The organism is Brachybacterium halotolerans subsp. kimchii (genome assembly GCF_020792675.1).
Taxonomy (GTDB): Bacteria; Actinomycetota; Actinomycetes; order Actinomycetales; family Dermabacteraceae; genus Brachybacterium; species Brachybacterium halotolerans.
In genome coordinates, this window is the sequence record NZ_CP086254.1 from 3,468,069 (window position 1) to 3,493,970 (window position 25,902).

The 25,902-nt window shown below is 72.4% G+C and carries 24 protein-coding genes and 1 tRNA gene; 13 read left to right on the forward strand and 12 right to left on the reverse strand.

The features are described 5' to 3' along the window. Positions 1-81: 81 nt before the first annotated feature. A complete protein-coding gene (locus tag Bra3105_RS15465; RefSeq protein WP_152351705.1) occupies positions 82-288 on the reverse strand; it encodes a DUF3073 domain-containing protein in 207 nt (68 codons plus the stop codon). A 532-nt stretch (positions 289-820) separates the two neighbouring features. On the opposite strand from Bra3105_RS15465, the gene Bra3105_RS15470 reads away from it, so the two are divergent. Next, positions 821-1,021, forward strand: a complete 201-nt coding sequence (locus Bra3105_RS15470; RefSeq protein WP_152352009.1) for a BldC family transcriptional regulator — start codon at positions 821-823, stop codon at positions 1,019-1,021. An 84-nt stretch (positions 1,022-1,105) separates the two neighbouring features. Here the strand turns inward: Bra3105_RS15470 and Bra3105_RS15475 are convergent, their stop codons facing one another. Next, a complete protein-coding gene (locus tag Bra3105_RS15475) occupies positions 1,106-2,293 on the reverse strand; it encodes a lysylphosphatidylglycerol synthase domain-containing protein (protein WP_228357613.1) in 1,188 nt (395 codons plus the stop codon). A 97-nt stretch (positions 2,294-2,390) separates the two neighbouring features. On the opposite strand from Bra3105_RS15475, the gene Bra3105_RS15480 reads away from it, so the two are divergent. Further along, positions 2,391-5,117: a UvrD-helicase domain-containing protein gene (locus Bra3105_RS15480; RefSeq protein WP_228357614.1), complete on the forward strand. Its 2,727-nt coding sequence runs from the start codon at positions 2,391-2,393 to the stop codon at positions 5,115-5,117. Here Bra3105_RS15480 and Bra3105_RS15485 read toward each other — a convergent pair. Then, positions 5,104-5,658 (reverse strand): hypothetical protein, encoded by a 555-nt coding sequence (locus Bra3105_RS15485; RefSeq protein WP_228357615.1) that lies wholly within the window; start codon positions 5,656-5,658, stop codon positions 5,104-5,106. The genes Bra3105_RS15480 and Bra3105_RS15485 overlap by 14 nt on opposite strands. A gap of 40 nt (positions 5,659-5,698) precedes the next feature. Between Bra3105_RS15485 and Bra3105_RS15490 the strand changes: the two genes are divergently transcribed. Further along, positions 5,699-6,295: a TetR/AcrR family transcriptional regulator gene (locus Bra3105_RS15490; RefSeq protein ID WP_228357616.1), complete on the forward strand. Its 597-nt coding sequence runs from the start codon at positions 5,699-5,701 to the stop codon at positions 6,293-6,295. A gap of 75 nt (positions 6,296-6,370) precedes the next feature. Here Bra3105_RS15490 and Bra3105_RS15495 read toward each other — a convergent pair whose 3' ends face one another. The 3 genes from Bra3105_RS15495 to Bra3105_RS15505 all read right to left on the reverse strand — a co-directional run bounded on the left by Bra3105_RS15495 (position 6,371) and on the right by Bra3105_RS15505 (position 8,704). Beyond that, positions 6,371-7,636 carry a YncE family protein gene (locus Bra3105_RS15495; RefSeq protein WP_228357617.1) on the reverse strand — a complete coding sequence of 422 codons (1,266 nt, stop codon included), beginning with the start codon at positions 7,634-7,636 and terminating at the stop codon, positions 6,371-6,373. After that, entirely contained in the window at positions 7,633-8,256 is a 624-nt protein-coding gene (locus Bra3105_RS15500) for a hypothetical protein (RefSeq protein WP_228357618.1), read from the reverse strand. Before Bra3105_RS15500 ends, Bra3105_RS15495 begins: the two co-directional genes overlap by 4 nt. 100 nt (positions 8,257-8,356) lie before the next feature. Beyond that, complete coding sequence (locus tag Bra3105_RS15505) at positions 8,357-8,704, reverse strand: hypothetical protein (protein WP_228357619.1); 348 nt, start codon at positions 8,702-8,704, stop codon at positions 8,357-8,359. Positions 8,705-8,830: 126 nt separating this feature from the next. Here Bra3105_RS15505 and sucC point away from each other — a divergent pair, with 126 nt between their 5' ends. The 5 genes from sucC (at position 8,831) to Bra3105_RS15530 (ending at position 14,026) form a co-directional block, all read left to right on the forward strand. Then, positions 8,831-9,997, forward strand: a complete 1,167-nt coding sequence (sucC, locus tag Bra3105_RS15510; protein ID WP_228357620.1) for an ADP-forming succinate--CoA ligase subunit beta — start codon at positions 8,831-8,833, stop codon at positions 9,995-9,997. 9 nt (positions 9,998-10,006) lie between these two features. After that, complete coding sequence (gene sucD, locus Bra3105_RS15515; RefSeq protein ID WP_228357621.1) at positions 10,007-10,897, forward strand: succinate--CoA ligase subunit alpha; 891 nt, start codon at positions 10,007-10,009, stop codon at positions 10,895-10,897. A 243-nt stretch (positions 10,898-11,140) separates the two neighbouring features. Beyond that, positions 11,141-11,869 carry a metal-dependent transcriptional regulator gene (locus Bra3105_RS15520; protein WP_228357622.1) on the forward strand — a complete coding sequence of 243 codons (729 nt, stop codon included), beginning with the start codon at positions 11,141-11,143 and terminating at the stop codon, positions 11,867-11,869. A 193-nt stretch (positions 11,870-12,062) separates the two neighbouring features. Beyond that, positions 12,063-13,019: a C40 family peptidase gene (locus Bra3105_RS15525; protein ID WP_228357623.1), complete on the forward strand. Its 957-nt coding sequence runs from the start codon at positions 12,063-12,065 to the stop codon at positions 13,017-13,019. Between the two features lie 167 nt (positions 13,020-13,186). After that, positions 13,187-14,026 carry a hypothetical protein gene (locus Bra3105_RS15530; RefSeq protein WP_228357624.1) on the forward strand — a complete coding sequence of 280 codons (840 nt, stop codon included), beginning with the start codon at positions 13,187-13,189 and terminating at the stop codon, positions 14,024-14,026. 65 nt (positions 14,027-14,091) lie between these two features. On the opposite strand, the gene Bra3105_RS15535 is transcribed toward Bra3105_RS15530, so the two are convergent. Then, on the reverse strand, positions 14,092-14,355 hold the full coding sequence (locus tag Bra3105_RS15535; protein ID WP_228357625.1) for a hypothetical protein: 264 nt from the start codon (positions 14,353-14,355) through the stop codon (positions 14,092-14,094). Positions 14,356-14,541: 186 nt separating this feature from the next. Beyond that, positions 14,542-14,617: transfer RNA gene (locus tag Bra3105_RS15540), tRNA-Arg, on the reverse strand. 69 nt (positions 14,618-14,686) lie between these two features. On the opposite strand from Bra3105_RS15540, the gene Bra3105_RS15545 reads away from it, so the two are divergent. After that, on the forward strand, positions 14,687-15,493 hold the full coding sequence (locus Bra3105_RS15545; protein WP_228357626.1) for a nitrilase-related carbon-nitrogen hydrolase: 807 nt from the start codon (positions 14,687-14,689) through the stop codon (positions 15,491-15,493). Positions 15,494-15,639: 146 nt separating this feature from the next. Here Bra3105_RS15545 and Bra3105_RS15550 read toward each other — a convergent pair whose 3' ends face one another. Then, positions 15,640-15,816 (reverse strand): Rv0909 family putative TA system antitoxin, encoded by a 177-nt coding sequence (locus Bra3105_RS15550; RefSeq protein WP_228357627.1) that lies wholly within the window; start codon positions 15,814-15,816, stop codon positions 15,640-15,642. 162 nt (positions 15,817-15,978) lie between these two features. On the opposite strand from Bra3105_RS15550, the gene Bra3105_RS15555 reads away from it, so the two are divergent. From Bra3105_RS15555 to Bra3105_RS15565, 3 genes are all read left to right on the forward strand, one after another. After that, a complete protein-coding gene (locus tag Bra3105_RS15555; protein ID WP_228357628.1) occupies positions 15,979-16,815 on the forward strand; it encodes a DeoR/GlpR family DNA-binding transcription regulator in 837 nt (278 codons plus the stop codon). Positions 16,816-16,957: 142 nt separating this feature from the next. Further along, positions 16,958-21,745: a hypothetical protein gene (locus Bra3105_RS15560; RefSeq protein ID WP_228357629.1), complete on the forward strand. Its 4,788-nt coding sequence runs from the start codon at positions 16,958-16,960 to the stop codon at positions 21,743-21,745. Then, the gene (locus tag Bra3105_RS15565; RefSeq protein ID WP_200501920.1) at positions 21,742-22,002 is read left to right on the forward strand and encodes a hypothetical protein; all 261 of its coding nucleotides are present in this window, start codon (positions 21,742-21,744) and stop codon (positions 22,000-22,002) included. Before Bra3105_RS15560 ends, Bra3105_RS15565 begins: the two co-directional genes overlap by 4 nt. Positions 22,003-22,038: 36 nt before the next feature. On the opposite strand, the gene Bra3105_RS15570 is transcribed toward Bra3105_RS15565, so the two are convergent. Continuing rightward, positions 22,039-22,563 carry an NUDIX hydrolase gene (locus Bra3105_RS15570; protein ID WP_200501919.1) on the reverse strand — a complete coding sequence of 175 codons (525 nt, stop codon included), beginning with the start codon at positions 22,561-22,563 and terminating at the stop codon, positions 22,039-22,041. 101 nt (positions 22,564-22,664) lie between these two features. Between Bra3105_RS15570 and proC the strand changes: the two genes are divergently transcribed. Continuing rightward, positions 22,665-23,537, forward strand: coding sequence for a pyrroline-5-carboxylate reductase (gene proC, locus Bra3105_RS15575; protein WP_228357630.1), 873 nt, complete (start codon positions 22,665-22,667; stop codon positions 23,535-23,537). A gap of 81 nt (positions 23,538-23,618) precedes the next feature. On the opposite strand, the gene Bra3105_RS15580 is transcribed toward proC, so the two are convergent. Continuing rightward, the gene (locus Bra3105_RS15580) at positions 23,619-24,284 is read right to left on the reverse strand and encodes a potassium channel family protein (protein WP_152351722.1); all 666 of its coding nucleotides are present in this window, start codon (positions 24,282-24,284) and stop codon (positions 23,619-23,621) included. Positions 24,285-24,435: 151 nt separating this feature from the next. Beyond that, entirely contained in the window at positions 24,436-25,854 is a 1,419-nt protein-coding gene (locus tag Bra3105_RS15585; protein ID WP_200501917.1) for a TrkH family potassium uptake protein, read from the reverse strand. Positions 25,855-25,902: the final 48 nt, after the last annotated feature.

Genomic DNA, 25,902 nt, shown 5'->3' on the forward strand with positions numbered 1-25,902 from the left:
GCCAGGAATGCTCCTGCACGTGAAGAGGGCGACCCCATCGGGGTCGCCCTCTTCACAGGGAATGCATCTGCCGAGCGGGTCTCAGCGGCGGCGGGAGGCCGTGGAGGCCGGTCCGTCCTCCGCCCAATCGGCGTCGTCGGTGTCGCTCTCGGGCGCCTCGTACTCGGTGTCGGCCGAACGATGGGACTGGAGCTCGCGCTGGAGGGCGGAGAGGTCCGTCGGCGGGCTGTAGTACTTGAGGTCCCGTGCCACCTTGGTCTGCTTGGCTTTCTGTCGGCCACGACCCATGGATCTGACCCCCTGTGCGTCGGCTGGCGGGCGCGCGAGCCCGGACGATGGCAATGTTTCGGAACCTGATCCTACATCGGAACCATGTGCACCAGCCAGCCGGCGGGGCAGGTGTGAGCAACGCCGAACCCGGCGCGCGAGCGTGCGGCGAGCCCCGATCGGGACGCTGATGGGGGAGGGGACGGGCGGCCGACGGGACGATGTCGACGCGGCCCTCCGGGTCGAGGACGTGTCCGGATCCTCACGGCGGGCCGCGATCGTCCCGCTGGCCTGCTCCCGCGCGCGCTGTCGTGGGCGCGGGAGGCGCATAGCGGATGGCACGTGAGAAAGCCGGATGAATGTCCGAATTTCGTCCTTTGGTGCCGGTCGCGACCCCGTCCCGTGCTGGAGCGCGAAAGTTTCCAGTCGGTATTGGAACTTTCGTCCGTGTCGTCGGCTCTGTCCGAGTCGCTAAGATGGAAGCGCAACCTTGGCCCCACACACCCAGAGAAAGGGGACCCCCCCAATGGCTGCAACGATTGAACAGCACTCGATGGAGAGCTCGTCGTCCTACACGGCACTTCTCACCCCCGCTGAGGTCGCCCGGCTCTTCCGGGTCGATCCGAAGACGGTGACGCGTTGGGCGCAGTCGGGCAAGCTCTCGCCTCTGCGCACGCTCGGCGGCCACCGCCGCTACCGGCGGGAAGAGGTCGAGAGGCTCCTGACCGAGAGCACGGGTGAAGAGGCCCGCTGACCTCTGAGCTGACGCCCCCACCAGTGGCGTGCCAGTCACGACGGCCCGCGATCCGCATGGATCGCGGGCCGTCGTGCTGTGCGCTCAGGCGCGTCGGCGCAGCAGCTCCCGGGTCCCGAGCGCACCGCCGAGGACGAGGGGGACCGCCCAGGTCGCACCCCCGAGCACGAGCGCGATCGCACCGGCCGCAGCCGGCGCGGCGCCGAGCGACGTGAGCAGCAGGGCGACGGCCGTCTCGGTGACACCGCCCCCGCCGGGCGTGACGGGCACGAGCGAGAGCGCCCGGCCGATGAGGAAGACCCCGAGCAGGGCGAGGGGCCCGGTCCCGCTCGCGAGGGCGTCGGCCGCGATCCACAGCACGGCGCCCTGCGCCGCGCGCGCCGCGAGCATCGGGACGAGGATGCCCGCCCAGCGCCTCCGCAGGATCCGCGCGACGCGGTCCCGCGCCTCCAGCACGAGCGCCGCAGGGTCCTCGCCGGTGCTCGCCCGGTCCTCCTCCCGCGCTTCGCCCTGCGTGTCCCCGCCGCCCCCCACGAGCGCGAGCACGGTGCGGATCGTCGGGGCGAGGGCGTCGAGGATCCGCACGGTCGTCGGCCGATGCGCGAGGACCATGAGCACGGCCATGGTGAGCACGACGCCCACAGCGGCGACGATCGTCGCTCCGAGGGTCCCCGGCAGGTCGTGGCGGCTGCCGAGCGCGGCGTAGGACGCGAGCGCCGCGAGGGGGATGGCGACGCCGCCCAGCAGCAGGTCCACCGCGGAGAACGCGGCGATGCCGGTGACGATGGTGCGCATCGGCGTGCCGCGCCGGCGCAGCACCGCGCCCGTGATCGCGATCCCCAGCAGGGATCCGCCGGGCACCGCGAGCGCCGTGGCCCCGGCCGCCGCCTGCGCGCTCACGACCGCGCCGACCGGAGCGCCGGGGAGCGCCGCGCGCGCCCCGAGGGCCTCGAGGAGCACGGCCAGCACGCCGAGCACGAGCGCAGCAAGGAGTACGGGCGTCGGCACGCCGGCGAGCGCATCGAGGAGCTGCGCCGGGTCGAGGCGGAGGGCGCGCGGCAGCAGCCAGACGAGCAGCACCACCAGCAGCGCGAGCGAGCACGCGGCGAGCACCAGACGGCTCGGTGAGGGGCGATCCGCGCGGGTGAGGCCCAGCAGGCTCGCGAGCAGGCCGTCGGCCCCGGCGGGCGGCGTCGCGGGGGACGCGCCGGAGGGCCGGGAGGGCGGGGTCGACGGGTCCCCGGGGTGGTCAGCGGGGTCATCGGGCGCCATGCCCGGGATTCTCCCATGCGGCGGCGGCGCGAGGTCGTCCACAGCAGCGGCCCGCGGTGCGCGGGATGTCGGCCGGCCCGCCTATCCTGGTCGGGCCATGAGCTCTCTGTTCGACGACATGTCCCTGCCCGAGTCCTTCCGCCGCCTGAGCGGGGTGCGGGTGGACCCCGACGCGCCCGACGCGCCCCAGGCGCCCGATGCCCCGCCGTCGGACGAGGAGCTGCCCCCGCCCCCGGAGGACGACGCCCCTCCGCCCGAGGACGAGGGCGAACCCGACGGGGCCTGGGCCCCCGCCGCGGTCGAGCCCGCAGCGCCGTCGGCGGCTCCGCGCGGCCCCCTGCCCGATGTCTCCGATCTCGTCGAGGGTCTCAACCCTCCCCAGCGCGAGGCCGTCGAGCACCGCGGCAGCCCGCTGCTGATCGTCGCGGGCGCCGGCTCGGGCAAGACCCGAGTGCTCACGCGACGGATCGCCCATCTGCTGCGCACGGGGGAGGCGCTGCCCGGCGAGATCCTCGCGATCACCTTCACGAACAAGGCCGCCGCCGAGATGCGGGAGAGGGTCGAGGAGCTCGTCGGCCCGGCGGGGCGCGGCATGTGGGTCTCGACCTTCCACTCCGCGTGCGTGAGGATCCTGCGCCGCGAGCATGCGGCCGCCGGGCTCAAGAGCTCCTTCACGATCTACGACTCGGCGGATTCGCTGCGGCTGATCACGAACATCGCCAAGGACTTCGGGCTGGACACGAAGAAGAATCCGCCCCGCGGGATCGCCTCGAAGATCAGTTCGCTCAAGAACGAGCTCGTCGACCCCATCGACTACGCCGATCAGGCGGAGAGCGCGAAGAACCCGTTCGAGAAATCCATCGCCCAGGTGTTCACCGCCTACACCGAGCGCCTGCGCCAGGCGAACGCGGTGGACTTCGACGACCTCATCGGGCTGACCGTCGAGGTGCTGCGCGAGAACCCCGCCGTGCGCGAGACCTACCGCCGGCGCTTCCGCCACGTGCTCGTGGACGAGTACCAGGACACCAACCATGCCCAGTACTCCCTGGTGCGCGAGCTCGTAGGCGACGACCCGCGCGCCGACCTCACCGTGGTGGGCGACTCCGACCAGTCGATCTACGCCTTCCGCGGGGCGACCATCCGCAACATCGTCGAGTTCGAGCAGGACTTCCCCTCGGCTCGCACGATCGTGCTCGAGCAGAACTACCGCTCCACCCAGAACGTGCTCAGCGCCGCGAACGCGGTGATCGAGGAGAACCAGGGGCGGCGCAAGAAGAACCTGTGGACCGACCAGGGCGAGGGCGAGAAGATCACCCTCTACGTCGCCGACGACGAGCAGGCCGAGGCCCGCTACATCGGCCGGCAGATCGACGCCCTCGTGGACGCGGGCCGCCGCGCCAGCGACATCGCGATCTTCTACCGCGCCAACGCGCAGTCCCGCGCCCTCGAGGACCAGCTGATCCGCGTGGGCCTGCCCTACAAGGTGGTCGGCGGCACCCGCTTCTACGAGCGGCGCGAGATCAAGGACGCGATCGCCTATCTGCAGGTGCTCGCCAACCCCGACGACGAGATCAACCTTCGCCGCATCCTCAACGTCCCCAAGCGCGGCATCGGCGACCGGGCCGAGGCCGCGATCGCCCTGCTCGCCGAGCAGGACCGCATCAGCTTCGGCGACGCCCTGCGCCGGGCCGACGAGGCCCCCGGCATCGCCACCCGCTCCCTAAACTCGGTGCGCACCTTCGTCTCGATGCTCGACGACCTGCGGGAGCTCTATGCGAGCGGGACCGGTCCGGCGGAGCTCGTCGAGCAGGTCCTCCAGCGCTCGGGCTACTACGCCGAGCTGCAGAACAGCGACGACCCGCAGGACGAGTCGCGCCTGGAGAACCTCGCCGAGCTCGTGGGCGTGGCCAGCGAGTTCGAGGCCCAGACGGAGGCCGCCGCGGCCGCCGCGAGCGAGTTCGAGGACGACGATGACGACGGGGGCTCCGGGTCGGCCGGGGGCGCCGGGACGGCCGACGGCGGCACCGCCTCCGCCTCGCCCGGCGACGACTCCGACGGCTCGGCCCTGCCCGCGACCGACGACCCCGAGGCGCCGCTGCTGGACCAGTTCCTCGAGAAGGTCTCCCTCGTGGCCGATGCGGACCAGATCCCCGGGCAGGAGGACCAGTTCGTCACCCTGATGACGCTGCACACCGCCAAGGGCCTCGAGTTCCCGGTCGTCTTCCTCACCGGCCTCGAGGACGGCACCTTCCCTCACCAGCGCACGCTCGCCGACCCCGACCAGCTCGAGGAGGAGCGGCGCCTGGCGTACGTGGGCATCACCCGTGCCCGCGAGAAGCTCTACCTCACGCGCGCCCAGATGCGTGCGACCTGGGGCGCCCCGCGATTCTTCCCCGGCAGCCGCTTCCTCGACGAGATCCCCGAGCCGGTGCTCGACGTCGCGCGGGCGGGCTCCTCCCTCTCGGGCATGGGGTACGCGGGATCCGGTGGCTTCGGGAGCGGCGGCTACGGGGGAGGCGGCTACGGCGGCGGGCACGAAGGCGGCCGCGGCGGCTCCTCCCGCGGGCCGTCCTTCAGCGGCGGCGCCGGAGGCGGCCGGCGCGACGTCACGCGCCCGTCCTTCGGCTCCGGCCGCGGCGCGCGGTCCGCGGCGGACATGCCCTCGCTCAGCGTCGGCGACCGCGTCACCCACGACACCTTCGGCATGGGCACCGTCACCGAGGTCACCGGCCAGGACGAGAAGACCCAGGTCGAGGTCCAGTTCAAGGCACCCCACGGCACCAAGCGCCTGCTGCTGCGCTACGCCCCGCTCACGAAGCTCTGAGCACGGGGCGCCGCCTGCGCCAATAGCCGGCGAGCGCCGCGATGATCGCGAGCGGCCATGCGAAGAACGGCACGTAGCAGGCGAGGAGGAACGCCCGCTCGATGCCACTCATCCCGTGGTCGGGGACCCAGCCCTCGCCGAGGCCGAGCCACACCCTGCCGAGTGAGTACAGGAGCGCGCCCCAGATCAGGAGCATCGCCACGACGCCGAGCGAGCCGATGGCGGTCGGCAGCCAGCGTGGGATGACCCGACCCCCGACGCCGGGCACCGCTCTCGGCACGCGCTCGCCCCAGCGCATTCCCAATCCCAGGCACGCGAGACCCACCAGCACCTCCACGCCGTCGAGGGCGAGCACGTAGCCCACTCCCTCGCCCGAGGACGTGTACACGCCCGCGTCGGCGAACCCCACGTCGACCCCGCTCAGCATCAGCACGCGCCAGACCACGGAGGGCAGCGGCAGCAGCAGGCACAGCACTGTCGCGACGAGGGCCCAGTTCTGCACGGGCGCACCGACGGAGCCGCGAGCAAAAAGAGAGGACATTCCAGAACGCATGCTCTGATACTGGACTACGATCGCCGGTATGGCAAGACCCGCGCGCTTCACCACCGACGACGTCCTCGACGGGGCCGCCCGCGCGCTGGCCGCCGTCGGCCCGTCCGTGACCATCGCCGACATCGCGCGTGAGATCGAGGGGCCGAGCGGCTCGATCTACCATCGCTTCGCCTCGCGCGACGAACTGCTGGGCAGGCTCTGGATCCGTTCGATCCGACGCTTCCACGAGGTCCTGCTCGAGGCGATGTCGCTGCCCGACCCCTGGGAGGCGATCGCCGCGAGCGCCCGCTGCGTGCCCGTCTTCTGCCGTCGCCATCCCGCGCAGGCCCGGTCGATGCTCCTGTTCAGCCGTGCACGACTGATCGAGTCCGGCCCGGCATCACTGCACGCGGACGCCGACGGCATCAACGACGCCATCGACGCCGCCCTCGTCGACCTCTCCGAGCGCGCGTTCGGAGACCAGGGCGCTCAGCGGCGTGCACTGCTCGCTCTCGCCACGCGGCAGACCCCTTACGGGATCACACGCCCGTTCATCGGCCAGGAGATGCCGCCCTGGCTCGACGAGGCGGTCGTCGCCGCAGCTCTCGCGATCGCGCGTCTTGATCCGACCGGGCACGAGAGCTGAACGATTCCTGTCGCGGGACGATCCTCGCGACTCTGAGGGAGCGGGCCCCGCACGCCGCAGCTCTGTCGGGCGCGCTCACCCCTGCCCGGAGTCGTCGAAGACGTCGATGCTTCCCGCGTAGTTCGCGACCCAGACGCTCGCGGTCGTCGGCTCATAGGCGACGCCCACCGGATTGCGGCCCACGCTCTCGCGCTGGACCTCGGTGAAGGTGTCGACGTCGAACTTCGAGACGGAGTCCTCGTAGTAGTTCACGACGTAGAGCGCGGTGCCGTCCGGGGAGATGTCCATCGAGCGCGGCTCGCGTCCCGTCGGCGCCTCGCGCAGCACCTCGCCGCTCGCGGCGTCGAGCTCGAGGAGGCGGTCCGAGCCCGCCTCCGTGAGGTACATGCGGGTGGAGTCGGGAGAGAGGACCAGGTGGCGGGGCTTGCGCCCGGTCTCGCGCACGAGCTCGCTCGTGCCGGTGGGGATGTCCAGAAGGAACAGCTCGTCGGCGTACATCGCGGTGACGTAGGCAGTCTCGTTGTCCGGGAGCACGACGATGCCGCGCGGTGCGGAGTCCACGGGGATCTCCGCGGTGACCTCGGCGGCCTCGAGGTCGACGACGGACACGGTGCGGTCGCACCAGTTGGAGACCAGGGCGAGGGACCCGTCGGGGGAGAGGGCCACGAACTTCGGCACCCGCCCCACCTCGATCGCCTGGTCCCAGCTCATGGTCGCCACGTCCAGGCGCAGCAGCGCGCTCCGTCCGGTCGCGTCCCCGTTGCGGCAGTCGTCGTTGCCCGAGGCGCCGTGTCCCTCGCCCGTCATCTGGTACTGCGAGACGTAGGCATAGCGGCCGTCGGCGGTCCAGGCGGCCTCGACCGGCGCGCCCCTGCTGGTCCCCGGGTACTGGGGGAATCCGAGCGCGGACATGTCCACCGTGTCCGGGACGGTCGCGGCGAGGCTGCGATCGGCCGCGTCGTAGAGCGTGACGGAGTGGCTGTACAGCATGTTGTTCGCGAGCACGTGCCCGTGGCCGCTGGCCACCACGGACTTCGGGGTGATGTCCCCGGTGATCCGCTGCCCGTCGCTCATCCGGGTCCCGGAGGACGGCCCGTCGAGGACGCGGGCGGTCGCGGTCGGCACGCCCTCGGCGGGACCGGACGGCGTGCCCGACGGCTCTCCCAGCAGACCGCCGTCGCCCCCGGTCGCACCCCGCCGGTGCTCCACGAGGCCGACGATCGCGACCACCAGCGCGAGGCACAGCAGCGCAGTGAGCAGGGGGAGCACGGCGGGCCGACGGGGATCGGTCTCCGCGTGCAGGCCGGCGAGCCGCGTCGATCGCCGGTTCCGCGGGCTCATCGCCGCCGGGTGCGCTCGTGCTCGCGCAGGGGCTCGCGGTGCCGACGCTCCGGGTGCTCCGGGCGGCGCGCGTCGAAGCTGCGCTCGTCGGCCCGAGCCGGCCCGCCCGCGTCCGACTCCTCGTCGGCCCGCCCGTCCTCGTCCATCTCGTCCTCGTTCTCGTCGAGCTCGTCCTCGTCGTCCGCGAGTCCGAAGCCGACCCACAGCGCCCAGCCGAAGCGGATCACCATGAGCACGAGCACGATCGCGAGCACGGCGGTGAAGGGGATCTGCACGCCGGTGCGGGTGACCACGAACCAGATCACGCCCAGCGAGGCGCCCATGATCACCGCGTCGCGCAGGGCCGAGAGCAGGCGCTGCCCGATCCGCGCGCGCTTGAGGTGGCGCCGTGTGGCCTCGGTGTAGACGGCGGCGTCCCGGCGGTAGCGACGGCCGCGCTCGCGCACGTGCTCGCGGGACTCGCGCGTGCCCTCGTCGGCCGCCTTCGTCGCCGCTCGCGCGTAGGCACCCGCGCGCTCGGTGCTGCGGCGGGTGGAGTCGCGGGCCTGGCGGGCGAGGTCGGGCGCCTGCCGACGGGCGGTCTTGCGCGCCGCCTTCGCGTAGGTCCTCCAGCTGCTCATGGATCCTCCCTCGCTCGTCCTGCGGGCCGCCCCGTCCCGTGCTCGGTCTGCGTCATCGTCACCCTGCGTGCTCGCCGTCCCCGTCGGCCGTCAGCGGCCGTCAGCGGCCGTCGTCCCGCCAGCGGATGTCGCCGCCGCCCTGCCGCCGTCGTCCCTCGCGGGTCCCGCCGCGCCGCTCGGGGGCGTCGAGATCGTCGCGGGGGTCGTACCGGCGGGGATCGCGGGAGCCGTCCTGCGCGCGGCGCCGGGCGCTGCGCGCACGCGCCTCGCCGATGTAGGAGAGGCCCACGTTCAGCGCGAGGGTCAGCGCGATCGAGAGCACGAGGCCCGCGACGCTCGAGCGGACGCCGAACACGCGCAGCAGCATGAACAGCACCAGGACCGCGACGAGGCTGAAGCCGATCTGGTCGCGGATCCGGCCGGTGAGACTGCGGGATCGTGGGGCCACGGTCACAGCGTAGTCGTGCGGTGCTGGGACGGGGGTCCGCGGCGATATGGTGGAGGCGTTCGAGGGGCGGTTCGAGGGCCGACGAGGGCCCGCCGCCCGCCTACGACAACGGAAGGACGAACATCCGTGGACCTGTTCGAGTACCAGGCCCGCGATCTCTTCGAGAAGCACGGCGTCCCCGTGCTCCCCGGAATCGTCGCGGAGGACCCACAGGCCGCCAAGGCCGCCGCTGAGACCATCGGCACCCCGGTCGTGGTCGTCAAGGCCCAGGTGAAGGTCGGAGGCCGCGGCAAGGCCGGCGGCGTGAAGATCGCGAAGTCCCCCGAGGAGGCGGAGCAGAAGGCCTCCGAGATCCTCGGCATGGACATCAAGGGCCACACCGTGCACCGCGTGATGATCGCGGGCGGCGCGGACATCGCCTCCGAGTACTACTTCTCCCTGCTGCTGGACCGCGCGAACCGCAACTACCTGGCCATGTGCTCGGTCGAGGGCGGCATGGAGATCGAGCAGCTGGCCGTCGAGCGCCCGGACGCGCTCGCGCGGGTGGCCGTGGACCCCAACACCGGGATCGACGAGGCGAAGGCGAAGGAGATCGTCGAGGCCGCCGGCTTCGACGCCGAGACCGGTGCCAAGGTCGTCCCCGTGCTGCAGAAGCTCTGGGACGTCTACAGCGCCGAGGACGCGACCCTCGTCGAGGTGAACCCGCTCGTGCAGACGGGCTCCGGCGAGATCGTCGCCCTGGACGGCAAGGTCACCCTCGACGACAACGCCGAGTTCCGCCACCCCGACCACGGCGACCTCGTGGACACCGCCTCCGAGGACCCGCTCGAGGCGAAGGCCAAGGCCCTGGACCTCAACTACGTCAAGCTCGACGGCGAGGTCGGCATCATCGGCAACGGTGCGGGCCTGGTCATGTCGACGCTGGACGTCGTCGCGTACGCGGGCGAGTCGCACGGCGTGAAGCCCGCGAACTTCCTGGACATCGGCGGCGGCGCGAGCGCCGAGGTCATGGCCAACGGTCTGGACGTCATCCTCGGCGACGAGCAGGTCTCCGCGGTCTTCGTCAACGTGTTCGGCGGCATCACCGCATGCGACGCGGTGGCCAACGGCATCGTCGGCGCCCTGCAGAAGCTGGGCGACGCCGCGACGAAGCCGCTCGTGGTCCGCCTCGACGGCAACAACGTCGAGGAGGGGCGGAAGATCCTCGCGGACTTCGCGCACCCGCTCGTCACCCAGGCCGACACCATGGACGGCGGAGCGGCCAAGGTCGCCGAGCTCGCCGCAGGAAAGTGAGGGACCGTCATGTCGATCTTCCTCGATGAGAACAGCAAGGTCATCGTCCAGGGCATGACGGGCTCGGAGGGCATGAAGCACTCCCAGCGCATGCTCGACTCCGGCACGAACGTGGTCGGCGGCGTGAACCCCCGCAAGGCCGGTCAGACCGTGTCCTTCGAGGGCGGCCACGAGGTCCCCGTCTTCGGATCCGTCGCGGAGGCCATGGAGGCCACCGGCGCGAACGTCTCCGTGGTCTTCGTGCCGCCGAAGTTCGCCAAGTCCGCCGCGATCGAGGCCATCGACGCCGCGATGCCGCTGCTCGTGGTCATCACCGAGGGCATCCCGGTGAAGGACTCCGCAGAGTTCTTCAACTACGCGAAGGACAAGGGCACCACCCGGATCATCGGGCCGAACTGCCCGGGTCTGATCAGCCCCGGGAAGTCCAACGCGGGCATCACCCCGGCGAACATCACCGGCCCCGGCAAGCTGGGCCTGGTCTCGAAGTCCGGCACGCTGACCTACCAGATGATGTACGAGCTGGCCGACCTCGGCTTCACCACGTGCATCGGCATCGGCGGCGACCCGGTCATCGGCACCACCCATATCGACGCCCTCGAGGCGTTCGAGAACGACCCCGACACCGTGGGCGTCGTGATGATCGGCGAGATCGGCGGCGACGCCGAGGAGCGCGCGGCCGCGTACATCAAGGACAACATGTCCAAGCCGGTGGTCGGCTACGTCGCGGGCTTCACCGCCCCCGAGGGCAAGACCATGGGCCACGCGGGCGCGATCGTCTCCGGCTCCGCCGGCACCGCGCAGGCGAAGAAGGAGGCCCTCGAGGCCGCGGGCGTGAAGGTCGGCAAGACCCCGACCGAGACGGCCGACCTCATGCGCGAGATCATCTCGGCCCAGGCCTGAGAGCGGCTCCGGCCGCTCGGGCCCGACCGGGTCATGCGGCCGACGGACGGGCGGGCACCCCAGCGGGTGCCCGCCCGTCCGTGCGTCTGGGGCGTGACGGGACGGGTCAGGACGGGACCCAAGGTCCCGGCCGGCGGACGCACGCCGGCGTGCGCGTCGGCCGACAGCGCAATCGCTGGGGGAGTGTCGGTCTGAACAGGTACGGTAGAGCCCGTCGGAGGAACCAGGAACGGAGCAGCATCCATGAGCAGCGATCTTGTCGACACCACCGAGATGTATCTCAAGACGGTGTTCGAGCTTCATGAGGCGGGCATCCCCCCGATGCGCGCCCGGATCGCGGATCGGCTCGGGCACTCGGGGCCGACGGTCTCGCAGACCGTCGCCCGCATGGAGCGCGACGGCCTCCTGCACCTCGACGACGAGCGCCGCATCATGCTCACGGACAAGGGCCAGGCCATCGCGACCGACGTGATGCGCAAGCACCGTCTCGCGGAGCGCCACCTCATCGAGCAGGTCGGGCTGCCCTTCGAGCTGGTCCACGAGGAGGCCTGCCGCTGGGAGCACGTCATGAGCCGCGAGGTCGAGACGCGCATCGCCCAGCAGATCGCCGCGCCCTTCATCGACCCCTACGGCAACCCCATCCCGGGTCTCGCCGAGCTCGGGATCGACACGTCCGGCGAGACGGGCGTCACCCCCGAAGGTCAAGATTCGGCAAGCTGGCACGGCACCCTGGACCGCGCGCTGGGCGGCTCGGGTTCGCTCGAGCTCCGTCTTCGTCGGATCGGCGAGACGGCCCAGACCGACGTCGACCTCCTGCGCGATCTCGCTGGTCACGGCATCCTCCCGGGCGAGACCTTCCGGGCGGAGCGGACGCAGTCCGGCTTCCGGCTGCAGGGCGACGGTGCCGAGCCGATCATCATCGACGAGGACACCGCCGGTCAGCTCGTGGTGACCCCCGCGGCGACCGAGTAAAGAGTCGGCAAGGTCTTCCCCAGACCTTCTCAGGACACTGGGTGCGGGCGTTCAGGAGTCCTTAGGGTCGAGGGCGTGCCGATCGCGGAACGATCGGCCGACGCCCACCGAGTTCGGCGCGCAGCGCTTCGGATCGGGCAACTGAAGACGAAGCCGAATCTCCGCTCCGGCGGAGGCCCAGGGGAGCCCTCACGTGTCGAAGACCGCGATGAACACGCACCGCCGAGCCATGCGCCCGGTGACGCCGGCCGTCCGCGCCGGCCGCACCGCCGCCGGCGCTGCGATCGCCGCCACCATGCTGTTCGGCGGGTCCGCCGCCGCCACGGCCGACGGCTCGACCCAGGCCGACGGCGCCGCGCAGGCCCAGGGGAACGCCGCCCCGGCCGTGCTGCCCGCGCCCAAGGCCGAGTCGGTCCAGCTGAAGTCTGTGAAGAGCAGCAAGGACACGCAGAATTCCGACTCGGTCCTCGACACCTCCAAGGTCAAGGGCTCGATGCAGACGCAGTCCGCTGCCGAGCTCCAGGAGAAGGCCCGCAAGGCCGAGGAGAAGGCCGCCGCCGAGCGCGCCGAGCAGGAGGCCAAGGAGAAGGCCGCCGCCGACCGGGCCGCCCAGAACGATCAGGCCCAGGACGACCAGTCCCAGGACCAGCAGGACGACCAGTCGCAGGAGAGCACCTCCTCGCAGTCGACCTCGAGCAGCTCCTCGCACTCGAGCTCCTCCAGCTCGAGCTCGTCCTCCTCGAGCAGCTCCTCCTCCAAGAAGTCGTCGAGCTCCTCGGAGAAGACGTCCAGCGCCCCCGCCGCCTCGAGCGCCTCGGGCAACGGCATCCTCTCCACGGCCCGGAGCGGCATCGGCACCCCCTACGTGTTCGGCGGGACCAGCACGAGCGGCTGGGACTGCTCGGGCTTCACCCAGTGGGTCTACGCGCAGAACGGCATCAGCATCCCCCGCACCGACTCGGCCCAGGCCGCCGGCGGTCGCGTGATCTCCAAGTCCGAGGCGCGCCCCGGCGACCTCATGCGCAAGCCCGGCCACGTGGCCATCTACGCGGGCGGCGACATGCTGATCGACGCCGGCAACAAGCGCGTCGGCACGACCGAGCGACACATCTACTCGGGCTCCTGGACGTACGTCACGTACACCCACTGATCATCCCTGACATCCCCCGCGTCGCACGTCGGCCCCGCACCCCTGGGTGCGGGGCCGACGTGCGTCCGGGGAGAACCCGTGCGGACCGGGCGCGGATCCAGGTCGACGTGCGACCCTTGCGCGATGCCTGACCGGACGCGTGAACGTTCCCCAGAGGAGGCCAAGAGATGAGCGCACTGCGACAGACGGCGAGCGTCCTGCTGCTCGTCCTCGCCGCCGTGGTCGGCGCGAGCTGGCTGCCGGGCACCTGGCTGCAGGACCACGTGGTCGACCGCGACGGCTTCCTCGAGATCGCCGAGCCGATGGGGGAGGACGCCTCGACCCAGCACGCACTCACCGATGCCGCGGTCGACGAGCTGCTCTCGAGCGACGTGATCCCCTCCTCGGTGCGCGGCGCGGTCGCGCCCTACGCCAAGGAGCAGGCGGCCTCCTTCACGACCACGTCGGCCTACCAGGAGATGTGGGACGACTCGATGGGCTCGGTGCACGACGGGCTCTTCGCCTCGGGCGACACTCCCATCGAGGTCGACCTCTCGCCCGCCGTCGACTCCCTGATGGATCCGATCGAGGAGAAGCTGCCCTTCGGGATCACCCTGCCCCGTCCCGACCATCCCACGGCCACCCTCACCACGATCCCCGACCTCCCCGCTCTGCGCGCGGCCGCTCAGGTGCTCCCGCACGCGTCCTGGGCGCTGCCGGTGATGATCGTGCTCATGGTGCTCGCACTGATCGTCGCCGATCGCAGGCGGGCTGCTCTGCTGGGCGCCGGCATCGCGACCCTCGTGGCGGGCGCGATCGGTCTGCTGCTCGCCGCCGGCATCGGAGCCCTCGTCCCTGCGTCGATCGACGGCGCGGGGTTCCTGGGGCCGATCGTCCAGGGCTTCGAGGCACGCTTAAGCGCCGACATCGCGCCGCGCGCGACCGTGATGACCGGCGTCGGCGCGGGGATCATCGTGGTGGGTGCGGTGCTGCTCGCCGTGGTGCGCAGGCCGGTGCGGCGCCGGTGACACCCGCCCCGGGATCGTCGTGATGCGGTGGGCGGGCGGCACCGCTCAGCCGGAGGGCGGAGGTCTCAGTCGTCCGCCGCAGGCGATTCCGCGCCGCGCGGGTCGGCTGTGCCGTCCCGTTGCGTGTACGCGCTGACGAGCGCTCGGAGGTCTGCGACGAAGAGTCGCAGCCAGAAGATCGAGGCCACGATGACGAGCACGAGGGCGAGCTGACTCATCCACGAGTGCAGGAGCCGTTCACCGGGCCACCACAGCCACAGGAGCACGACCAGCACCACTGGTCGGGCGATCACTTTCAGCCACAGCAGGCGCAGACCGTCCTTGCTCATGTCTGCCACCGTGGCAAGCTGCCTGGTCAGTCCTCGGCGCGGCCGTTCCGCTTCTTCGCGCGGCCGCGCGCGAATATGAAGTCTCCGAGCAGACTCAGCACGAACTCGATCACGATGCCCACCCGGACACAATAGCGACGACGAGAACGTGCTGCGCCGCAACGACTGATTGACCTGCTGTTTCTCTGGTGCCCCCGGCGCGATTCGAACGCGCGACACCCGCTTTAGGAGAGCGGTGCTCTATCCCCTGAGCTACGGGGGCGGAACCGCCGACCATCCTACGGTACGGAGGGCCCGGGACCTCCGCCCGGGCGCATGGCAGGATCGAAGCGTGAGCACCTCCACCCTGACCGTCGCCCTCGCCCAGTACGCCGTCGACGAGGACCCCTCGCGCGCGACCGAGCGCGCCGTGCGCGCCCTCGACGAGGCGGCTGCGGCGGATGCGCGGCTCGTGGTGCTGCCTGAGGCCGCTCTCGCCCCCTTCGGCACGGATCTCGGCGCCGCTGCGCGCGATCACGCCGGTGCCTTCGACGAGGCGATCACCGCGACCGCGCAGAGGCATGATCTGGTGGCCGTCGCCGGATCCTTCACGCTGGCCGCCGACGGCCGGGTGCACAACACGGTGATCGTCCGCGGCCGCGACCTGCGCGCGGACTACCGCAAGATCCACCTCTACGACGCCTTCGGCGCCCGCGAGTCGGAGACCATCGCACCCGGCGACACGCTCGTCTCGGTCGACGTCGACGGGGTGCGTGTGGGCCTCGCCACCTGCTACGACATCCGCTTCCCCGAGCAGTTCGTGGCGCTCGCGGGGGCGGGCGCGCAGGTGATCGTGGTCCCCATGGCGTGGGGAGCGGGGGAGGGGAAGGCCGATCAGCTGCGGGTGCTGCAGCGCGCACGGGCGCTGGACTCGACCAGTCTGCTGCTGGCCGCGGACCAGGTGCCGGCTCGCGGTTGGAGCGGGAAGGCGGCGCGCGGAGTCGGCGGCAGCGTCGCCATCTCACCGCTCGGCGCGGTGATCGCCGCCGCTGGCGAGGCGGAGGAGCTGCTCCTCGTCGAGGTCGACGCCGAGGTCGTGGCCGAGGCGCGATCCACGCTGCCCGTGCTCACCGATCGACCGGAGCTCCAGGCCCCCTGAGGCGTCGGCGCCTCTTAGGGTTCATCGGCACCGCTCACATCGGCGCCTCCTCGTCACGGCGTCCCTGCCCCCGCACATGCGAACGGCGCCGGACCCGAAGGTCCGGCGCCGTGCCGACGGCTCATCAGCCGTGGGAAGAACTCGGATCAGAGATTGCCGAGGCCGTCCTTCGCCTTGTCGGCCGCATCGCCGATGGCGCCGTCGAACTGATCGGGAGCGGCATCCTGCGCCTTCTCCGAGGCACCGTCGATGCCCTCGCCGATCTTGTCCTTGTTGTCGGATGCGGCGTCCTTGGCCTTGTCGAAAGCGTCGTTGAGACCCATGGGGAAACTCCTCTCGTTCGGCGTCGCGCTCCGGACGGAGCGACGGGATCAGGCTAGGAGCCGGAGCGGCCGACGTGCCAGGTATCGACCGAACACACCGCCCATCTGACGGTCCGTGAGCATTTGGCGCGCATTCCTGCCAATCACAGGCATGATTGGTGCATGGAAACGATCGACCCGGGTGCGTCGCCGGCCGCTGTGACACCCCCCAAGGACAAGAGCGGGCGCTGGGACCGTGTGCTCGCGATGCTCGCGACCCACCGCAGCCTGAGCGTGACCGAAGTGGCTCGCGAGCTGGGGATCAGCGAGTCCACGGTCCGCCGCGACTTCGTCGAGATGGAGCGCGCCCAGCTCGCGCGCCGCACCCACGGCGGCATCGTCGCGATCGACGTGGCCTACTCGCTCGCGACTACCCCGCGGGAGAAGGACGGCGCCTCCGCCGACCGCGAGCGCGTGGCGGCCGTCGCCGCGGAGATGATCCGCCCCGGCCAGATCGTCGGCTTCAACGGCGGGCGCTCGACCACGAGCACGGCCCGTCGGGCCGTCTCCCGCCCCGATCTCGACGCGAAGGACGGCACGCCCGGGCTCACCGTCGTCTGCGCGGCCCTGAACATCGCGACCGAGGCCGTGCTGCGCCCCGCCGTGCGCACCGTCGTGCTCGGCGGCGTCGCCGAGCCGTACTCCTTCGAGCTCACCGGGCCGCTCGCGACCGCCACCATGCGCGACCTGTGGCTGGACACCATGTTCGTGGGCATGATCGGCCTCGACATCGATGCCGGGCTCACCTGCAACGCCGATGCCGAAGCGGGGGTGACCCGCACGATGATCGGGCATTCGCGGCGGGTCGTCGGCCTCGCCACGGCCGACAAGTTCGGGCTGCGGGCCCTCGCGGGCATCTGCCCGGTCGCCGCGCTCACCGACCTCGTGATCGCCGGCGACGTCCCGGGGGAGCTGCGCGAGCATCTCGCCGAGCACGAGGTGCGCCTGCACGAGGCGTGAGGACCGCCCGGAGTCCGATAGGGTCCGCCGGAGCCGACCGGGGCCCGGGTGAACTGCGTGTGATGCGCCCGGCCCGACCTGCGTCGCCGCGCACGGCACGCCTCCGCGTCACCGTCGTGTCCGGCCGGTAGCGTGGGGTTCCATGTGGAGACTGCTGCGTGGGAAGAAGCGCACCGAGGAGCAGGAGAGCGCACCGGGCGCCCCGGACGAGGCGACCTCGTCCGGCGAGGACGCCGGTCCCGCCGCCTCGACCGCCCGTACCGGGGCCGCGAACAGGCGCGGCCGCTCCGCGGCGAGCGGTGCGAGCGCCGCCAGCGCCGCGAGCGCGAACGCCTCCGACGGCGCCGAGGGCTTCGCCTATTCCGTCGACCACCGCCTCGACCCCGCGGGCGCCGACATCGCCCCCCTCCAGGACGAGGACGCCCTGCCTCGCCGCCGCGTGGACGACCGCCCGCTGAGCCGTGCCGACCGCGTCGGCAGCGCCCTGGACCGCTGGATCCTGCAGATCGCCGGCACCCGCGCCGAGCCCTCCTTCCTCACCCGCATGCGCGCGGGCGAGCACGTGCTGGACCTGACCCACTCCCACCCCTCGGGACTCGCCCAGCTCCTCGCCGGCCGCGGCCCCACACGCCTGTCGTCCCTGGTCCGCGAGGTCGGTGCGCTCGCCGACGCCCGCGCCGAGGCGCGGGCGATCCGCGAGATCGCCGAGCGCCAGGCCGAGGAGGTCGGGCTGTCCACCTGTCACCTCGGCATCGGCGAGGCGACCTGGATCCCCGAGGAGGGCGGAGAACCCTACCACGCCCCGGTGCTGGTGCGGCCCATCACCCTGCGCCTGCGCGGCAGCGCGCGCGAGGACGTCGATCTGGATCTCGACGCGACCGTGGACGTGAACCCCATCCTGCTGCGCGCCCTGCGCGAGGCAGGCATCGCCGTGGACGCGCGCGCCCTGCTCGCGACCACGGAGGGCCCCTACGGCTTCGATCCGACGCCGGTGATCGACGCCTTCAAGTCGCTCGGCCAGCCTCTGCCCGGCTTCCGCGTCGCCCAGGCGCTCGTGGTCGGCAACCTCATGGACGCCGCCGGCCAGCTCGTCGACGACCTGCGCACCGATGCCCCCGACTGGGCCGACAGCGACCTCGTCGCCGCCCTCGCCGGCGACACCGAGGCCCGCACCGCCCTCGCCCCCTCGGCCGACGGGTCTGCGTCCCCGGGTTCGCCGTCCGCCGATCGTCCGGCCCCCGGCGGGACGCGCGGCACCGAGGGGGAGAGCGCCCACGAGCCCTCCGCCCCCGCCGAGTCCGAGATGGTCACCTCCCTGCCCCCGGACCGCATGCGCGTCCTCGCGCAGGTTCTGGCCGGCGGCCACCTCGCGGTGAGCACCCCTCCCGGCACCGACCCCATCGACCTCGTCGTCGACCTCGCTGCGGAGGCGAATGCGCGCGGCCGCAGCGTGCTCGTGGTCTCCCAGCGCCGGGCGAACCTCGCGCACATCGCCGCCCTCGCCCGCGAGCGCGGCCTCGAGGACCTCGTGTTCGACCTCTCGCCGGACCCGTCCCTCCAGCGCAACGCCTCGGCCGCGCTGCTGCAGAGCCTGCGGCGCGCCGGCTCCTTCTCCTCCCCGGTCTCCACCGCCGAGCCCGAGGAGCTCGCCGAGGCTCGCAGCATCCTCACCGGGCACGTCGAGGCCATGCACCGCGTCCAGCAGCCCTGGAACGCCTCCGCGCACGACGCTCTCTCGGCGCTCGCCGCGCTCACTCGCATGCGTCCCGCGCCCCGCACGGAGGTGCGACTGGGTGCCGATGTCGCCGCGACCATGGTCGGCGAGGACCGGGAGCGCGGGGCGGAGTCGCTGCGCGAGGCCGCCCGCCTGGGCGTGCTGTCCATCGGCCCCGAGGACACCGCCTGGTACGGCGCCCCCATCACCACCGACACGCAGGCGGAGCGCGCCCTCGCCCTCGTCGAGCGCCTGCGCGAGAAGCAGCTCCCGCAGCTGCGGCGCGCGATCGAGCGCACCGGCGGCGAGATCGGTCTCGCCCCCGCACGCACCCTCGAGGCGCTGATCGCCCGGCTGCAGCTGCTCTCGAAGGTCCGCGGGGCTCTCTCCGTGTTCCAGGGGGCGGTGTTCGCGGCCCCGCTGGACGACCTCATCGCCGCGACCGCCACCAAGGACTGGCGGCGCGAGCACGGCGTGGTCATGTCCTTCACGACCCGTCGGCGACTGCGCAAGGAGGCCGCCGCGCTCCAGCGCCCGGCCTCGCTCGCCCCCGACCTCCACGAGGCGTTGCGCACCGTGCGCTCCGTGCGCGAGGAGTGGAGGGCGGCCGACGGCGGCAGCGGCTCCGCCCCGTCGGTCCCCGAGAAGCTCGAGAACTGCGCGCAGACCGCGGAGTCCATGCAGTCCCTGTGCGACGAGCTCGCCGTGCTGCTGGAGGGCACGCCCGCCGGCGGGGCGCTCGCCCGCACGGACGTCGACGATCTCGCCGAGCGGGCCGACGCCCTGTTCGCGGACCGCGACGACCTGGCCGAGCTGCCGCGCCGCACCACCCTGCTGCGCTCGCTCGCGGCCGACGGCCTGGGCGACCTCGTCGAGGACCTGCGTGCGCGCGGCGTCCGCGAGAAGCATGTCGCCGCCGAGCTCGACCTCGCCTGGTGGCAGAGCGTCCTCGAGCTCATCGCCCGCGCCGAGCCCACCATCTCCCAGTACGACGGGACGGGGCTGTCGCAGGTCGCCGAGCGCTTCCGGCGCCTGGACGCCCAGCACATGGAGCGCGCCTCCTACCGGGTGCGCGGCGCCTCCGACGACCGCCTCGTCTCCACGATGATGTCCTTCCCCGACACCTCGCGCGCGGCGATCGCCGAGCTCGCCCGCTCATCGACCGTCTCCGTGCGCGACCTCGCCGCGAAGTACGAGGACATCCTGTTCGCCGCGCGCCCCACCTGGCTCGCCTCCCCGTACCTGGTGCCGCAGGTGGTCCCGCGCGGGCGCCACTTCGACATGGTCATCGTCGCCGACGGCGGGCGCCTCCCGACCGCGGCCGCGCTGCCCGCGATCGCCCGGGCCGACCAGGTCGTCGTCCTCGGCGACGTGCTCGACCACGCCGAGGTCGAGGGGCCCGTCCTGCTCGACGACATGCTGCAGGTCGCCCCGCACATCGCCCTCCACCGCGATCCGCGGCCCGCCGGCTCCGTGCTGCGCGCCTTCGCCCAGCGCCGGTCGCTCGTGGGCGAGGTCGTCTCCACGCCCAGCCCGTCGGCCCCCGACCCCGACCGTCTCGTCGTCGTCGAGAACGGCCGCGGCGCCGTGCCCACAGGCACCGAGCTCGTCGAGAGCACGGAGGCCGAGCTGCGCCGCGTGACCGACCTGGTCATCGAGCACGCCCGCCACCGGCCCGAGCTCTCGCTCGCGGTCTTCACCCTGACCGCGGAGCACGCCCGCAAGGTCATGGAGCGCATCATGCACACCGTCTCCGTGGTGCCCGGCCTGCGCGAGTTCTTCGACGCTGCCAGCCGCGAGTACTTCACGGTGCTGCCCGCCTCCCGCGCCTCCGGCGTGGTGCGCGACGAGGTGATCGTCTCGCTCGGCTTCGGCAAGACCCCGCACGGGCGGCTGCTGCACCGCTTCGGTCCGCTCTCCGCGCCCGACGGGCGCAAGGCGCTCGCCACCGTGCTCACCCGTTCCCGCGGACGCACGACGGTGGTCTCCGCCTTCGACGTCGAGGACCTCGATCCCTCGCGTCTGAAGTCCGAGGGCGCGCGTGACCTGCGCGCCATGCTCACCGTGCTCCACGGCGGCGCCGACGCCGACCTCGAGGCGTCGGATGCCGCCGGGCCACCGGCGGCCGAGACCCCGGCCTCGACCTCGGCGGCCTCCGCGTCGTCGGCCGCGTCGGCGAGCTCGCCCGCGTCGGCCGCGGAGGAGACCGAGAGCTCCGTCGACGCCCAGATCGAGGCGGCGCTCGCCGCCGCCGACGCCCAGGACGAGTCGGTCGCCCCGGACGACGGTGCGACCGACGCCGACGCCGACGTCGACGATGCCGATGCCGATGCCGCAGCAGCGACGCCGTCGGAGACCGATGGCGCATCTGACGAGGAGTCCGCGCAGGGCTCGGAGGTGCAGGCGGCGGTGGCATCCGCAGACGCGGACAGCACCGCTGCGGCCACTTCCGGCGACGAGTCCGGCGTCACCGACGAGAAGGCCGATGGGAAGGTCGCCGACGTCCGGGACGCCGCTTCTCAGGATGCCGCGCGGGACGAGTCCACGAAGGAAGACACTGCGCAGGACGGGTCCGGGCAGGACGAGCCGTCGCAGGACGAGCCCGTCGCCCACGTCCTCGAGACCAACGCCCTGGTCAATGACCTGGCGGATCGTCTCTGGCGGCTCGGTCTCGTGGTCGACACCGACTTCGGGGTGACCTCGGACCGGATCGACCTCGCGCTCGGGCATCCGGATCTTCCCGGCCGCTACCTGCTCGCGGTCGACACCGACGGCGAGAGGTACGTCGCGACCGCGAGCCAACGCGAGCGCGACCGGCTGCGGGCCGAGCGCCTCGAGGCCTCGGGCTGGGCGACCGAGCGCGTGTGGTCGTGGGCGCTGTTCATCGACCCCGACGGCGAGGCGGAGCGCATCCGCCGCGGCGTCGAGCGCGCGCTCATGCTCTACCGCGAGGAGGCCGAGCAGGCCGCGCTCGAGGGAGCCGGCGGCGCCCGCCACCGTCTGCCCCGGCCGCAGATCCCCGCAGGCCATCCGCTCGAGTTCTACGCGAGCGAGGACTTCGACTCGGTCGTCGAGTACATCGCCTCCGACGGCCGCGCCCGCCTCGAGGACCACCTGGCCGCCGAGGTCCGCAGCTTCCTCGGCTTCACCCAGCGCTCCGTGCTCCTGGACGTCTCCGTCAGCAGCGCGATCCGCCGCTTCCAGGAGCGGCAGTGACCCAGGGTGCGCACGGCGCGGACCGCAGGTCGGGCCGCGTCGTGATCTCCTCCCTCACCGGGAAGCCCATCCCGTGGGACGACGACGAACGGTCGGGCGACGCCCGCAGCGACGGCGCCCGTGCCCCGCGCCGCGGTGACGAGCGACCGCTGATCCCGGATCGCGCCTCAGAGGACGCGCCCGAGGCGGAGGAGCGCTCCGGCCACGACGCCGAGATCCTCCGCGACGTGCCGCCGCACTGGGGCACCGGGGCCTGAACCGGGGCTCCCGAGCCGTGACTCCTCGGCGGCGTCTCAGCCCGGGGTGCACGGGCGAGGACTGCCGCCGTCCTCCTCGCGCGCGAGGATCGCGCGCAGCACGCGCGCCTGACCGGGCCGGGCCACGCGCACGGCCTGCTCGGGAGGGAGCAGGGCGGCGCGGCAGATCTCCCGCGCCTGCAGGACGTCCTGACCCGGGGCCTCGTCGATGTCGATCGACCCGCGCAGCCAGATCTCCACGCGATGGCGCTGCCCGCCGACCACGTCGATCACGCGCAGATCCGTGGACCGCAGCCCCGACTCCTCGCGCAGCTCCCGTGCCGCGGCGGCCTGCGGCGTCTCGCCGGGGAGCATGTGCCCCGAGGGCACGCCCCAGCGGCCGTCCTCCCAGAAGCGGTGCTCGAACAGCAGCACCCGTCCGTCGGCCGTCCGCAGCACCGCGCACACGCTGACCAGGAAGCGCGGCTGGCTGAGGCGCACGGCGCACCAGACGATCTTGCGGCGCACGGGCCCCGGGAGGGCATCGAGCACGGCGGAGAGCTGTCGCACGGGCAGGGGCATGCTGGGCAGTGTACGGGCGCTGATCGAGGACGGGCAGGACGGGCGGGGCGGGGGATGGTCGCCGATCGGGCATGTCGGATCCGGCCCCTAGAGTGGGAGGCATGACGGATCAGACGAGCCCCGAGACCACCCCTGCCACCTCGCACGCCGCATCCGACGGGACGCCCGATCTCTCCGCCGTGACGGTGAGCGTGCTGGGCGCCGGCAACATGGGCGGAGCGTTCGTGCGGGCGATGCTCGCCGCGGGCGTCGCGCCGCAGAACCTGCGCGTCGTGAACTCCTCGGACGCCTCCTCCCGGCGCGCGGCCGACGAGCTCGGCGCCACCGCCGGATCGCTGTCGGACCTGAGCGGGTCGGACGTCGTCGTGCTCGGCGTGAAGCCCTACCAGCTCGACGCGGTGATGCCCGAGGTGCGCTCCGCGCTGGCCGAGGACACCCTGGTCATCTGCCTCGCGGCCGGCACCAGCCTCGCGGCGCTCACCAAGGCGCTCGGCGGGCACACGCAGGTCGTGCGCGCGATGCCCAACACCCCGATGTCCGTGGGGGAGGGCGTCACCCACCTCATGGCGTCCGACGACGCGACCGGGTCCTCGGTCGAGCTGGCCCGCGCGCTGCTCTCGGCCGCCGGGATCGTCGTGGACCTGCCCGAGGAGAAGGGCCACGCGATGATCGGCGCCGCGGGCAGCGCGAGCGCGTTCGTGTTCACCGTCGTCGACGCGATGATCGACGAGGCCGTGCGCCAGGGGATCCCGCGCCCGGAGGCCACGCGCGTGATCCTCCAGACCGTGCGCGGCGCCGCGACCCTTCTGCAGGAGACCGGCCAGCACCCGGCCGTCGCGCGCAGCGCGGTGATGAGCCCCGGCGGCACCACCGCGGAGGGCATCGCGGCGCTCGAGCGCGGCGGCATCCGCCCGGCGCTCGCCGGCGCCATGGACGCCGCGGCGCGCAAGTCCCGGGCCATGTCGGGGGAGTGACCCGGCCGGGCGGCCCGCCTGCTCCGAGTCGGCGGGCTGACCCGTCTCGGATCGGCCGGCCCTCTCGCCGGCCGGTCCGCCTCAGGGGCGGTTGGAGAAGCGCTCGATGAGCTCGGTGTGCCCGGACACGATCAGCAGATCGTGCTGGGAGACCTTGGTGTCCGGGCCGGCGTAGGTGAAGTCGCGGCCGGGCGACTTCACGCCGACCACGGTCACGCCGTACTTCGCGCGGATATCGGACTCCTGCAGGGTGAAGCCCATGATCTCCTGCGGCGGGCGCATCTTCACGATCGCGAAACCGTCGTCGAACTCGATGAAGTCGATGAGGCGCCCGTTGACCAGGTGCGCGACGCGCTGACCGGCATCCTTCTCCGGGAAGACCACGTGATGGGCGCCGATGCGCTCGAGGATCTTGCCGTGCGGCACGCTGATGGCCTTCGCCCAGATCACGGGCTTGCCCAGGTCCACGAGGTTCGCGGTGATCAGCACGCTCGCCTCGAGGGACGTGCCCACGCCCACCACCGCGACGGAGAAGTCGGCCGCGCCCACCTGGGCGAGGGCCTCCATCTGCGTGCCGTCGGCCTCGACCACATGGGTGAGACGCCCCGAGTACTCCTGCACGAGATCCTCGCGCGTGTCCATCGCGAGCACGTTCGTGCCGAGCTCCTCGAGGGTCAGGGCCAGGGAGGCTCCGAAGCGGCCCAGGCCCACGACCAGGGCTCCGCTGCTGCCACGGGGACGGGCCACGATGTCTCCTCACATGCGGACGGTGGGACGGCGCCGGAGCGCCGCGAACAGTCTAGAGCGCTGCGCAGTGGTCGTTATGGACGTTCAGAACGACCGCTTCGCAGCACTCAACGCATTGCGGGACGGGGGACCTGGACGCTGCGTGGCTGCATCAGCCGACGATGGGGCGCTCGCTGGGCAGGCGCACCACGCGCGAGCGCGACCGCAGCGCAAGGGCGGCGCCGAGCGTCATCGGCCCGATCCTGCCCAGGTACATGCACACGATGAGGACGTAGCTCGCGGCGTCGCCGAGATGCGGGGTGATGCCCGTGGACAGCCCCACGGTGCCGAAGGCGGAGAGCACCTCGAAGAGCACCTGGTCCAGGCTGAACGGCGTGAGCTGCAGGGTCAGGAACGTCGCGATGAACACGACCGAGGCGCTCATGACGAGCACGCCGATCGCCTGGCGGATGGTCTCCTGCGGGATCCGACGCCCGAACACCTCGACGTCGCGGTCGCCCCGCGCCTCGGCGACGATCGAGAGCGCGAGCAGCGCGAACGTCGTCACCTTGATGCCGCCGCCCGTCGACCCCGAGCCGCCGCCGATGAACATGAGCAGGTCCGTGAACAGGCGCGTCTCGGGTTCGAGGGAGGCGATGTCGAGCGTGGAGAAGCCGCCCGAGCGCGGCATCACCGAGGCGAACAGGGAGGCCAACATCTTTGCGCCGAAGTCCTCACGGCCCAGCGTGTGCGGGTTCGACCACTCCATCGCGAGGTAGCCGAGCATGCCGGCGACCAGCAGGATCCCCGAGGTCGCGAGGGTGAGCTTCGCATGCAGCGTCCAGTGATGAGGGGTGCGCCACCTCTTGACCAGCACGAGCACCACGGGGAATCCGAGCGACCCCATGAACACGGCCGTCGAGATCGGGATCGAGAAGAACGGGTCGCCCAGGTACTGGGAGATGCCGCCGGGATCGGGCACGAAGCCCGCGTTGTTGAACGCGCTGATCGCGTAGAAGGCGCCGTAGAAGACGGAGGTGCCGGTGCCGTGCTCGGTCGCGATCATGTACGGCACGAGCGCGAGGAAGGTGAGGACCTCGAAGGCCGTCGAGGTGATGACGATCGTGCGCAGCACGCTGCCCACCTCGGCGAGCTGCTCGGCGCGGGTCTCGCGCGCCGTGATGATCCTCTGGGCGAGCCCCATCGAGCGCATCACCGACAGCCCCAGCAGCGAGGCGAGGGTGAGCACGCCCAGCCCCCCGATCTTCATCGCGACCATGAGGACCACGAGCCCGAAGGTCGACCAGTGCGTGGCCGTGTCGACCGTGGTCAGCCCGGTCACGCAGATGGCGGAGACGGCCGTGAACACGGCGTCGCGGAAGTCGGTGGCCTGGCCGTCGGACGCCGCGAGCGGGGACATCAGCAGCAGCGTGACCAGGCCGATCATCGCGGTGAACACGGTCAGTGCGAGGCGGGCGGGGGAGGTCCTCGCGGCCGTCGCGAGCGCGGTGCTCGAGAACTCGCGGATGCGCTGCCAGAGGGAGACCGCGGACAGGTCTGTGCGCCCGTCCTCGTCCCGGCCCTCGCTCATCCGGCTGCTCCTCGTCCTGCGTCTCGGTCCTGCGTCTCGTGCCCGTCG